Source organism: Pseudomonas sp. ESBL9 (assembly GCF_036668715.1).
Lineage (GTDB): Bacteria > Pseudomonadota > Gammaproteobacteria > Pseudomonadales > Pseudomonadaceae > Aquipseudomonas > Aquipseudomonas lundensis.
Window position 1 is genome coordinate 223,255 of the sequence record NZ_JAZEVV010000001.1, and the last position, 12,273, is coordinate 235,527.

General features: G+C 44.3%; 13 protein-coding genes. All 13 read left to right on the forward strand.

From position 1 onward, the window contains the following. Positions 1-31 precede the first annotated feature (31 nt). Positions 32-1,489 carry an MBL fold metallo-hydrolase gene (locus tag V6F78_RS00920; RefSeq protein WP_332726449.1) on the forward strand — a complete coding sequence of 486 codons (1,458 nt, stop codon included), beginning with the start codon at positions 32-34 and terminating at the stop codon, positions 1,487-1,489. Between the two features lie 112 nt (positions 1,490-1,601). After that, entirely contained in the window at positions 1,602-2,129 is a 528-nt protein-coding gene (gene rfaH / locus V6F78_RS00925) for a transcription/translation regulatory transformer protein RfaH (RefSeq protein ID WP_048376002.1), read from the forward strand. Positions 2,130-2,288: 159 nt separating this feature from the next. Then, on the forward strand, positions 2,289-3,161 hold the full coding sequence (gene rfbA, locus V6F78_RS00930; protein ID WP_047275317.1) for a glucose-1-phosphate thymidylyltransferase RfbA: 873 nt from the start codon (positions 2,289-2,291) through the stop codon (positions 3,159-3,161). Further along, positions 3,161-3,577 carry a sugar 3,4-ketoisomerase gene (locus tag V6F78_RS00935; RefSeq protein WP_095007857.1) on the forward strand — a complete coding sequence of 139 codons (417 nt, stop codon included), beginning with the start codon at positions 3,161-3,163 and terminating at the stop codon, positions 3,575-3,577. The genes rfbA and V6F78_RS00935 overlap by 1 nt, the downstream gene beginning before the upstream one ends. Beyond that, positions 3,571-4,767: an ankyrin repeat domain-containing protein gene (locus tag V6F78_RS00940; RefSeq protein ID WP_332726450.1), complete on the forward strand. Its 1,197-nt coding sequence runs from the start codon at positions 3,571-3,573 to the stop codon at positions 4,765-4,767. Before V6F78_RS00935 ends, V6F78_RS00940 begins: the two co-directional genes overlap by 7 nt. Further along, on the forward strand, positions 4,767-5,873 hold the full coding sequence (locus V6F78_RS00945) for a DegT/DnrJ/EryC1/StrS family aminotransferase (protein ID WP_332726451.1): 1,107 nt from the start codon (positions 4,767-4,769) through the stop codon (positions 5,871-5,873). The genes V6F78_RS00940 and V6F78_RS00945 overlap by 1 nt, the downstream gene beginning before the upstream one ends. A gap of 2 nt (positions 5,874-5,875) precedes the next feature. Next, positions 5,876-7,132, forward strand: a complete 1,257-nt coding sequence (locus V6F78_RS00950; protein ID WP_047292823.1) for an O-antigen translocase — start codon at positions 5,876-5,878, stop codon at positions 7,130-7,132. Positions 7,133-7,166: 34 nt separating this feature from the next. Continuing rightward, positions 7,167-8,072 (forward strand): glycosyltransferase family 2 protein, encoded by a 906-nt coding sequence (locus V6F78_RS00955; RefSeq protein WP_047292825.1) that lies wholly within the window; start codon positions 7,167-7,169, stop codon positions 8,070-8,072. 13 nt (positions 8,073-8,085) lie between these two features. After that, complete coding sequence (locus V6F78_RS00960) at positions 8,086-8,937, forward strand: glycosyltransferase family 2 protein (RefSeq protein ID WP_080963769.1); 852 nt, start codon at positions 8,086-8,088, stop codon at positions 8,935-8,937. Between the two features lie 262 nt (positions 8,938-9,199). Beyond that, positions 9,200-9,616 carry a hypothetical protein gene (locus tag V6F78_RS00965; RefSeq protein WP_332726452.1) on the forward strand — a complete coding sequence of 139 codons (417 nt, stop codon included), beginning with the start codon at positions 9,200-9,202 and terminating at the stop codon, positions 9,614-9,616. A gap of 14 nt (positions 9,617-9,630) precedes the next feature. Further along, positions 9,631-10,095: a hypothetical protein gene (locus V6F78_RS00970; protein WP_332726453.1), complete on the forward strand. Its 465-nt coding sequence runs from the start codon at positions 9,631-9,633 to the stop codon at positions 10,093-10,095. 1 nt (position 10,096) lies between these two features. Next, positions 10,097-11,155 (forward strand): glycosyltransferase family 4 protein, encoded by a 1,059-nt coding sequence (locus V6F78_RS00975; RefSeq protein ID WP_332726454.1) that lies wholly within the window; start codon positions 10,097-10,099, stop codon positions 11,153-11,155. Next, positions 11,148-12,272 carry a GDP-mannose 4,6-dehydratase gene (gmd, locus tag V6F78_RS00980; protein WP_047280429.1) on the forward strand — a complete coding sequence of 375 codons (1,125 nt, stop codon included), beginning with the start codon at positions 11,148-11,150 and terminating at the stop codon, positions 12,270-12,272. The genes V6F78_RS00975 and gmd overlap by 8 nt, the downstream gene beginning before the upstream one ends. Position 12,273: the final 1 nt, after the last annotated feature.

Below are 12,273 nucleotides of genomic sequence, written 5' to 3' on the forward strand. Positions count from 1 at the left end.
CTCTTCATAGAGTTGAGCCGAGAGCAAGCCTATGCCGTATCCACACATCATTCACCATGGGGCCGTTAATGGCGTCACAGGTTCATGCCACCAACTGGTGATGGACGCTAATGCCAGTCTGTTGATTGACTGTGGCCTTTTTCAGGGAAATGAAAAAAGTGCCAATACCAGCGTTCATGGCCAGCAGCAAGGCATCGATTTTTGCCTGGAAGGTATCAAGGCGCTGGTGGTTACGCATGTGCATGCTGACCACGTGGGTCGAATTCCTTGGTTGCTGGCAGCGGGTTTCGATGGGCCAATCATTTGTAGCGAACCCTCGGCCAAGCTTTTGCCATTGGTTCTTGAGGATGCTTTCAAGCTTGAAATAAGTCGCGACTCCAAAAAAGTTGAGCGTTATCTAGAGTATGTAGATGCCCGCATTGTGGCGTTGCCCTACGGACAATGGCACGCGATTGAATCCGGTGAGCATGTACTGCCGCGAATCCGCTTACAGCGCGCAGGCCACATCCTGGGTTCGGCGTATGTGGAATGTGATCTGAGCTACCCGGCTCATGACCATAACTCAAGAATCGTGTTTTCTGGCGATTTGGGTGCCCCGCATACCCCTTTGTTACCGTCTCCTCAATCTCCCGAACGTGCGGATGTACTGGTCCTGGAAAGCACCTACGGCGATCGTTTACATGAGGACAGAGCTTGCCGTCAGTTCAAGCTTGAACACGCCATCGACAAGGCATTGGCAGACCACGGCACTTTGTTGATTCCGGCATTCAGCATAGGCCGTACCCAAGAACTGCTCTGCGAAATTGAAGACATCCTGCACCGAAAAGCAATCCTTGCAGTGAATCCTGCAGCGGCGAACAAGGATCAATCCTTACCGGTGAATTGGCCGCAATTGCCTGTCATCATCGATTCCCCCCTGGCAGGTCGGCTAACAGCTGCATATCGCCAACTGGAACCTTACTGGGATGGGCCTGCACGTGAGCGCTTGCGCGATAATCGTAACCCTCTGCTTTTTGAGCAATTAATCACTATCGATAGCCACGCAAAACACCTGCAAACGGTCAACTATTTGAGCAGTACGGGTCGCCCCGCCATTGTGATAGCGGCAAGTGGCATGTGCTCCAGCGGTCGAATTGTTAATTACCTCAAAGCCATGCTTTCAGACCCAAGGCATAATGTCCTTTTTGTGGGTTACCAAGCGCAGGGTACAGCTGGCGCAAATATTCAAAAATACGGATCGACAGGTGGTTTTGTTGAGTTAGAAGGTGAGCGCTGTATTATCCGTGCAGGCGTTTCGAGCTTAGGCGGATATTCTGCCCATGCTGACCAGCATGGCTTGCTCAACTTTGTATCCGCTATCGACCCGTTGCCCAAACAAATACGCTTGGTGCACGGCGAGCTTTTTGCAAAACAAACCTTAGCGAATGAACTCTACAAGCTCTACAACACTCGAAGCCAATCACTTGAGCTACTGATTCCTGAAGATTAAACCTGAACACGTGCGATGACATATCGCCACTATCAAAAGACCCTGACGGTTTGCCCGCGCAATCATGACAGGCACGATGGCAGACCACGGAAGACCGCTTGATGATTGACCCATGGACCTGAGAAGCAACCACAATGCCCCGACATCCGTTGCGCCAAAGCAGGGCAACTGGTACTTGGTGCAGTGCAAACCTCAACAAGATGAGCGCGCAGAAGAAAACCTTATGCGTCAGGGCTTTGGATGTTCACGTCCAGTCTGCCGCCGTGAGCGCATGCTAAGAGGCAAGCGTCAAATCATCGAAGAATCGTTGTTTCCAGGCTATCTCTTCATCCACATGCCAGCCGGTTCAAACTGGGCGCCTCTGCGCTCGACGCGAGGTGTGGCACGTATTGTTGCGTTTGGTGGACGCCCCTTGGCAGTCGCTGACGATCTCATCGAAACACTCCAGTCGCGTGTCAAAACGCAGCTGATCTCCCAGTTCACGCCAGGTGAGCACGTTGTCATCAAGGATCACGGATTTGAAGGCGTTGAATCCATCTTCATGGCAATGGAGGGAGATGAAAGGGTCATTTTGCTTATCAATCTGCTAAATCGGCAGCAACAGATCAGTTTGCCTCTGGCGAGTATCGCCAGTCGCTAAAGCAATACTCAGGATCGCATCCTGGGCAGCTATGGATTAAACCGTTCTCAGGAAATTGACGATCAATCCTGGGGCGGTAGCGTGTTTAAACTTTAAGCTGACACTTCGGTTGGTTGAGTGCTCACCAAGCGCTGAAAAATTATTACGGACGACTAAGTCATGAAAGGCATTATTTTAGCCGGCGGATCGGGTACAAGGTTGTACCCGATTACTAAAGGCGTCTCTAAGCAACTTTTACCCGTCTACGACAAGCCGATGATTTACTACCCGCTTTCGGTATTGATGTTGGCGGGCATTAAAGATGTGCTGCTCATCAGTACGCCGCAAGATATTGATAGCTTCAAGCGCCTTTTAGGAGATGGTTCAGACTTCGGTATTAATTTGAGTTACGCGGAGCAAGCATCACCTGACGGGCTGGCGCAAGCCTTTATTATCGGGGAATCATTCGTCGGTCAGGATTCAGTGTGTTTAGTGCTAGGCGACAATATTTTCTATGGTCATGGTTTTGGCACCATGTTGCGCAATGCAGCCAAAATAACCGATGGTGCTACAGTTTTCGGTTATCAGGTTAAAGATCCTGAACGCTTCGGTGTGGTTGAATTTGATAAAGAAAAGCGAGCTATTTCGATTGAAGAGAAGCCACTTAAACCGAAATCTGACTATGCCGTGACTGGGCTTTATTTTTACGACAATGAAGTGCTTGAAATTGCTAAGTCAGTCAAGCCTTCGGCGCGGGGTGAGCTTGAAATAACCAGTATCAACCAAGCCTACCTGGATCGTAATAAACTGAACGTTGAATTGCTCGGTCGTGGTTTTGCCTGGTTAGACACCGGTACTCATGAAAGCCTGCTCGAAGCAAGTCACTTTGTTGAAACCATTGAGAAAAGGCAAGGTTTCAAAGTCGCCTGTCTGGAAGAAATTGGATTTAATAATGGCTGGCTTGAGCTTTCACATTTGCAACGTCAAGGTGATTTGCTGTCCAAGAACAGTTATGGACAATACTTGCTAACGCTTGCAAAGAGTATTCGCTAATGGAACTTGAGAAGTGGATTGAATTTCAACGTTTAGGCGATGAGCGTGGCGATTTGGTTGCTTTAGAAATAGGCCAGCAGCAAGAAGTGCCCTTTGAAATAAAGCGTGTTTATTATATCTATCGTACGGGCGAAGGTGTAAGTCGCGGTTTTCATGCGCACAAGACTTTAAAGCAAGTGGCTATTTGTATTTCTGGAAGCTGTAATATTATTTTAGATGATGGTTTTTCACGGTTGGATGTACACTTGTGTTCCCCAACCAAAGGTTTATTGATCGAAAGCTTCATGTGGCGGGAAATGCACAGCTTTAGTGAGAATTGCGTGCTTCTTGTGTTGGCGAGCGCTCATTATGATGAGTCTGATTATATCCGGAACTATGAAGAGTTTTTGCGCGTCGCAAGAGGTCATGAATGTTAATTATTGCCGGCAAAAATGATATTGCTGTTCATGGTCTGGAGTTGGCACTTTCTTTTTTGCCGAAAGAGAAAGTGGCAGTTGTTTGTAATCGCAACGAATCAGGAGCTGATGAGTGGCAACGCTCTTTGAGAAAAGCAGCACAGTTCCATGGTGTAAAAGAGATAAGCCTTGAAGAAGCGTATGCGCAGGCAAACATCCTATTTCTGTCTTTGGAATTCGATAGGATCGTGGTGCCAGAAAAGTTCAGTATTAAGAATGTGTTCAATATACACTTCTCTCTGCTGCCTAAATATAAAGGTATGTTTACCTCAGTTTGGCCATTGTTAAATTACGAATCTCATTCAGGTGTCACATTGCATCGTATTGATCAAGGAATCGATACGGGTGGCGTAGTAGATCAATGTGAATTTGAGATCTTGCCATGGTGGGTGTCCAGAGATCTCTATTTTGCTTACACAAACACCGCGATAAAAGTCTTGGCCAGAAATTTCTCAGATTTGATCGCTGGACAATCCGTTTTCAGCCCTCAGGACAGTGTAAGATCTACTTACTATTCAGCAGGCTCTATTGTTTTTTCCGAGGTGAAACTGCCTGTAAAAAAAACAGCATGGGAAATTCAGCAATATATTCGTGCCTTCTCATTTCGTGAGTATCAATTTTTGCGCTTTGATGGAGAAGCAGTTGTTTCTGCCACGCTATTGAGTACTTCTTCAGGACTAAAGGCTGGAGAAGTTGTATGTAAAAAGTCCGATAGTGTTGTGGTATCAACGATTGACTATGATATTGAGCTTTATTTTGACAGATTAGATTCGTTATTAGAGTCATGTCGAGAAAATGATGTGAGCTCAGTCCGTAGACTGATATCCAATTGTGCTGGCTACAATGATGCAGGCAGTCATGGATGGACACCTTTGATTGTGGCTTGTTACGCTGGCTCTTTAGAAGTAGTCAAATATCTTGTTGGGCTAGGTGCTGATGTAAACAGACCCAATCGAAAAGGTACGACGCCGTTAATGTATGCCAAAGATGCTTATTTTTCAGGGCGCTGTAAAAAAATATTCACTCTATTAGTCAAGCATGGTGCCGATCTTGAGCATAGAGACGCAGCAGGCAAAAAATTAAAAGAATATGTCTCAACTGCTCAGTACAAAGAGCTGTTGGTTAGTTTGACGCACGCGGGTGACTTGTAATGATACCTTTTCTCGATTTGAAACAAATAAATAAAGTATTTAGTGAAGAGCTTCTCGCCGCCTGTAAGCGCGTAATTAATTCGGGTTGGTATATTGGAGGTGCGGAGCTTCTTTCTTTTGAAACGGCGTTCGCTGACTATTGTGGGGTTAAACATTGTGTGGGAGTGGCCAATGGTCTCGACGCGCTCGTATTGACCATTAGGGCTTGGAAGGAACTTGGAAAACTTACAGATGGCGATGAAGTCATTGTGCCCTCGAATACTTATATAGCTAGCATTTTGGCAATCAGCGAGAATGGATTGACACCAGTATTGGTTGAACCAAATCCCAATACTTATAATCTATGCCCTGAAAACACCAGGCAGGCAATAACGCCCAGGACCAAAGCCATTTTGCCCGTGCATTTATACGGGCATTTAGCTGATATGCCTGCTTTCATGCAGATCGCCGAAGAATACAATTTGCTTGTTCTTGAAGATTCCGCTCAAGCCCATGGGGCAAGTTTGCATGGAAAAAAGGCAGGTAGTTGGGGACATGCCTCAGGCTTCAGTTTCTACCCAGGGAAGAATTTGGGCGCTTTGGGGGATGCGGGTGCTATCACTACAAATGATGATGCGTTAGCTGACACACTGAGAGCGCTTAGAAACTACGGATCTCAAGAAAAGTATAAAAACTTATACAAGGGTGTGAATAGCCGTCTGGATGAAATTCAGGCTGCGATGCTAAGTGTTAAGTTGAAGTACCTCGATGTCCAGACTGCACATAGACAACTCATCGCCTCTCTGTATCTGAATGAAATTAAAAATCCGGAAATCAGTTTGCCTGGCGTGGACGTGTCGAACCAGGTTTGGCATCTATTCGTCATCAGGACTAAACACCGAGCAGCCCTGCAACACCATTTGCAAGAACATGGCGTGCAAACGTTAATTCATTACCCGATAGCACCTCACAAGCAAGATGCTTATAAGGAGTTTGCGCACCTCCAACTGCCCGTGAGTGAACAACTGCACGCTGAAGTGTTAAGTTTACCTATTGGTCCTGAGTTAAGTTCCGAAGAAGCACGTCATATTGTGTCAGTCTGCAATAGCTTTAGCGTCAAACATTAAGTATGACGCTAATCAAAACGAGTCTGCTCAATGCGATTGCAGTCATCATAAAAATGCTCACCTTGTTGGGGATCAATAAGGTGCTTGCCGTGTACGTTGGTCCTTCTGGATATGCAGCGATAGGGCAGTTTCAAAACGCTGTACAGATGATTACCGCTTTTTCCAGTGGGGCAATCAATACTGGCGTTACAAAATATACCGCCGAATACCAAGGCGATGTTGAGTTGACACGCCGGTTATGGAAAACGGCAGGCATGATTGTGATCTGTGCCTCTACTGCAGTCGCACTCTTGGTTGCCATTTTTTGTGTTCCGCTTGCACGCTATTTTCTCAATGATGTGACGTTGTCTGGTGTATTTCTCTGGTTTGCAGCGACCTTGGTATTATTTACATTCAATGCCTTGCTACTCGCTATTCTTAATGGAAAAAAAGAAATCCATAGTTATGTATTGGCCAACATTGCAGGGAGTATATTTTCTTTAGCCGTAACCGTGTTAATGACGATGTACTACAAGCTCTACGGTGCTTTAGTCGCGTTGGCTATTTACCAGTCTATTTCGTTTTTTGTCACATTAGCGATCTGTGGGCGAAAACCCTGGTTCCGTGTGAAGGATATGATCGGGCGTATTGATGGAACGATTGCTCTTAATCTCTCAAAATTTACAGCGATGGCACTCACGTCCGCAGCATGTTTACCCCTCACGTCAATTTTAATTCGTAACACACTTGGCGAACATTTTGGCTGGGACAGTGCTGGTTATTGGGAAGCAATGTGGCGCTTGAGCACCGCGTATCTGATGTTGGTCACGACGACGTTAGGGGTGTATTACCTTCCAAAATTATCTGAATTGAAAGCATCAACGGACATACGTGCTGAAATCATCAATGGTTACAAATACATACTACCGGTCGCTGTTATTATCGGTGTCAGCGTTTATGTTTTGAAGGATTTCATCATCAGTGTGCTGTTTACGCCTGATTTTTATCCCATGCGCGACCTTTTTGCATGGCAGTTAACAGGTGATACGCTAAAAATTGGCAGCTGGATCATTGGTTATCTAATGATCAGCAAGGCAATGATTCGGTTATACATTGTTTCCGAAATAATCTGTGCGTTAGTTTTTGTCGCGAGTGTTAAGTTTTTCACTGTGGTATTGGGTTTTCAGGGCGCAGCTATTGGATATGCCTTCACATACTTTTTATATTGGCTTGTGATGGGGTCTATCGTCTGGAAAAGAATCGATCGTCTTGAGTCCTGAATAAGCAGTCCGACATTAACTGAGTAGGCAATTTATGAGTTCTGAGCCGTTAGTAACCATTGTGATTCCCTCCTATAACCATGAACGCTATGTCGTGGATAGTATAAAAGGGGTGGTATCTCAAACCTATAATAACGTTGAGTTAATTATTATTGATGACGGCTCAACGGATGGTTCAGTGTCTAGAATTGAATCCATGCTGGACACTTGCCGTGAACGCTTCAAGCGATTCGAATTTCGCTCGCGACCCAATAAAGGTTTATGCGCCACCCTCAATGAAGCCTTGGAGTGGTCTCAAGGTGAATTTTTTTCATTAATCGCCAGTGATGATATTTTGCTGGAGAATAAAACCAGCGTATTGGTTGACGTTTTAAAGACAGACGATTCCATCGTGGCAGCCTTTGGCGGCCTTGAATTGATTGATGATCTAAACCGTCCTGTTGCCAGTGTGTACGGGGCTGATAAAGTTCACACATTTGATGAGATCATCATGGGGGAAACAGTCCCCGGAGCGCCTGCCGGGCTGATGAGAACGCCTGTATTAAAACGTGTAGGTGGGTACCCTGAATCTTTGAGTGTCGAAGATTGGTACATGTGGTTGACGTTAACCAACACCGGGCAGCGTTTGCGATCGATCAAAGAACCCGTTGTCAAATACCGGTTACATGAAAATAACACCGCAAAAAAATACAAGTTGATGCATGAGCAACGATTGAAAATACTCAGCTTTTTTACACAGAGTCATCTTTATTCTCGTGCCGTCAATCGGGCGTATTTAACGTCTGCAGCGGAGGCCAGTAGTGTTCCCGATGTTCCATTTACCCTCGCAATGATCAGGTCAGCTAAGGGTGAAAGTTATCGCTTACGCTGCCTGTACCTTGTCAAATCGTTACTTCCTAAATCTATTGTTAAAGTTGCCAAGATTTTTTTGAAAAAATAAGGATGCGTGTGAGATGAGTAACGTGCGGTTGTCGTTAATTGGAACAAGTCAGGGTGGGCGCGAGAAAGAAGTACGCCGTTTATTAAATAGTTTGGTAGGCTACTTTGATTCATTAGAGATAATCTTTGTAGACCAAACTTCTGGTGACCATTTACAAACTATTTTCAATGATTTTTTTGGTGTCGTAAACTTCAAGTTATTAAAGAGTCAGCCTTGCCCGTTGTCTGTTGCCCGAAATATAGCTCTTGATTATGCATCAGGTGAGGTTATCGGGTTTTGTGATGATGATGCTTATTACAATAATGATATTCTTGCAGAATTAGTTGGTGGTTTAGAGCGCGGCGCTGTTATTTCTTTTCCTGTGCGGGATGGTGTAACTGGAAAATCTTATGCGTCACGTTCCTATCCAGCAAAATTCAAAAAACTTAACTATCTGGGTGTAATTAAATACTCATTAAGTGTGGGGACATTCATTTCATTGCGGTCGCTCGATGATAGATCTCACATCAGATTTGATGAAAGGTTGGGGGCTGGTACTAATCTAGGTGGTTCTGAAGAAACAGAACTGTTTTTCAGATTGATAAAATACGGTTATCAAGCTTATTTCAGTGACAAGGCTTCCGTATTTCACGATGATGATTTTTGTGGGTCTGATATTCTACCTAAAAAATATCAGATGTATGCAATTGGTTATGCTGTAGTTATTAAAAAATACATGCTAAGTTCGCATGGTTTGTTGATGTTAGAAGTGGTGCGGGTTGTTGTGAGAAGTTGTGCGGGCTTGCTTTTTTCTTCCAAGAGAAAGGTGTGCGCTTCTCGGCTAAAAGGTTTTTTTAGCGGTATTTTCTTTAGGTCCTTGAGTTGATAGTGAGGAGAGGGGGGTGATAAAAATCAATAAAACTTTTTTGTTTGTTTTTTTTGCTTACAAATATTCCTTTTCTATATGCGTATTTTTACGATGATCCTAACGGGCTTGTAAGTGTTGATTTCTCATTAAGTGAAGCTATTGTTTTGCATGTGTTGTGTACTGTTTTTTTTCTTGCTGGATATTTTTTACCTTCTTGGTTTCTCGAAAAAGTTATGTTAATAGATGCTACACTTTAAGAGGTCCAGTATTTGTTGTTTTGATGTCGCTGAGTGTTCTTGGAGTTTTTACTTCGATCTGGCAGATTCAGCAAACCCTGCCAATTATGGATTATTTTTCCTCCATGCTAACTGGTCAGGCTGGTGCTGAAGTTAGAGATGCATATCTGTTGGATAGTCGTAGTGGAGGTTTGCCGGGTTATATAAAGATATTTAATAATGCACCGTTAGCTGTTTTTCTATTCGCATGTGCAGCGGTTAACTATTTGAATTTGGATCAGGCCTCAATGAGGCAAATGAAACGGTTATTGTTTTTTTCATTCTTTTTTGTAGTATTTAAGACGTTCTTGTCTCTGGATAGAATTACTATATTGGCTCTGATGCTGTGTTACTTTGATTATGGCGCTAGGAAAGGCTTTACTTTCAAGCAAGTTGCTGTTTTGTTTTTTTGTTGGTTATAGCAAATGTACTTTCCATGAGTCGAATGCAGGGGTATAGCGTCTTTGATTTTGTATTTATGTATATGAAGCTAGGGCTTATAAATTTGCAATTACTGTTACAAGTCGATTATGGCTATACTTTTGGTTTTCAAACTATTTTTCATTTTTTAACATATGTTTGGCCCGGCGTGAACGATTCATTGGGTATTGAGTTTCAGGATTATAAGTGGTTTTGGAATCCAGCATTATATTTCGCATCTTATGGGTATCTGGATTTTGGGTATTTTGTGTTGTTGTTATATTCCTTTTTAGGAGCTTTAAGTGCTTTCTTTGATACGGGGGTTAAACGCAATAATAGCAAGGTCCTGATTTCACTCTATTTTGTATTTTTGTATGCGGTTGCCTCTTTGTTTACAGTTCCTGTCATTCGTGGTGTTGAGTTTGTCTTAGCAGTTTTATTGGCCTCATTTTTTGCTATTTTTCTAGTTAAGAAGGTGTAATTTGATTCTCATAGACGGCATTGTGTTTTCACTTCAACGCTCTGGTGGTATATCTGCTTGTTTTAAGGAGTTGATAGGATTCCTGATTTCGGATGATGTGAAATTCAAATTTTTATCGTATGGAGGGAATGACATGTTTGATGTGTCATGCATTCCTGAGTTTCAGCAGGTTGCCTCTAAATCTCCTTATTATCTACGGCGTTTAGAGCGCTATATGGATCAGCCTGTCTCTGAAGATATAAAGATATTTCACTCAAGTTATTATAGACTCCCTAAGAATAAAAAAATCAAGACAGTCACTACAGTGCATGATTTCACCTACGAGCATTTTGAGGTCGGAGCTAGGCGCGTAGTACATACCTTTCAAAAGCGTCGTGCTATTTTAAATAGTGATATTGTCATATGCATATCTGAAAACACTAAGAATGACTTGTATAAATTCATACCTGAGGCCCGAGGGAAAGATGTTCGAGTTATCTATAATGGGGTTTCTCCTAACTATAGAATCCTTAATTGCGTAGATGAGCCTTCCACAGCGTTTGTGCTGTTTGTAGGAGCGCGCTCTGGGTATAAAAATTTCTCATGCTTAGTGGCTTCTCTGGAACATTTGCCCCAATATCGTTTGGTGTGTGTGGGAGGGGGGGCGTTTAAGCAACAGGAATTGGCACAGCTAGATGCCTTAATTCCGGGCAGATATAAGCATGAAAGCTATTTGACTAATGAACAATTGAATAAACTTTATAATCAGGCTTTCTGCCTTGTTTACCCATCTTTATATGAGGGGTTTGGTATACCTGCTTTAGAGGCAATGAGGGCGGGTTGCCCTGTGGTAGCCGCTGCGTTCTCATCTTTGCCTGAGATATGTGCTGATGCCGCAATACTATTGGCTGAGGTTTTGCCAGAGACCATTAAAGGTGCTATAGAATCACTCGAAGATAAATTGCTTAGAGAGTCGTATATCCTTAAGGGTTTAAAAAATTCATCCAGATTTTCATGGGAAAAAAACGCCCAGGAAATCATTGGTATTTACAAAGAGTTGTGTGGAGAAGCACGTGAGTAAAAAAATAGCGTTGATTACAGGTGTCACAGGCCAGGACGGTTCTTATCTGGCGGAGTTTCTGCTGGAAAAAGGTTATGAAGTTCACGGTATCAAACGCCGGGCTTCGTCCTTTAACACGCAACGTGTGGACCACATCTATCAAGATCCGCATGTCGATAATCAGAATTTTGTTCTTCATTATGGCGATTTGACGGACTCTTCAAACCTGACCCGTATCATTCAGGAAGTTCAGCCTGATGAAGTCTACAACCTGGGTGCTCAATCCCATGTTGCGGTCAGTTTCGAGTCACCTGAATACACGGCTGACGTCGATGCGATGGGGACCCTACGGATTCTCGAAGCTATTCGCCTGTTAGGCCTTGAAAAAAAGACCAGGTTTTATCAAGCATCGACGTCTGAGCTTTATGGGTTGGTGCAGGAAATTCCTCAGAAGGAAACGACGCCTTTTTATCCTCGCTCGCCTTACGCAGTCGCGAAAATGTACGCCTACTGGATCACGGTTAACTACCGTGAGGCTTATGGCATGTACGCCTGTAACGGCATTTTGTTTAACCATGAATCCCCACGTCGTGGTGAAACGTTTGTGACCCGTAAGATTACCCGTGCCTTGGCCAATATTTCACAAGGCTTGGAGTCCTGTGTCTTCTTGGGCAACATGGACGCGTTGCGTGACTGGGGTCATGCAAAAGACTACGTGCGCATGCAGTGGATGATGCTGCAACAGGAACAGCCTGAAGATTTTGTGATCGCGACCGGCGTGCAATATTCGGTGCGTGAATTCGTCCGCTGGTCGGCCGCTGAGTTGGGCATTACCTTGCGTTTTGAAGGTACCGGTGTTGAAGAAATCGGTGTGGTCGAATCCATCGATGGCGCATTGGCTCCTGCCCTCAACGTGGGTGATGTCGTGGTGCGTGTCGATCCACGTTACTTCCGTCCCGCTGAAGTTGAGACGTTGCTGGGCGATCCGACCAAGGCCAAGACCAAGTTGGGCTGGACACCGGAAATCACTGTGCAAGAAATGTGCGCCGAAATGGTGCGTGAAGACCTTAAAGTCGCTCAGCGCCACGCCTTGCTGAAGCAGCACGGGCATGATGTCCCTGTCGCCACGGAGAACTGAT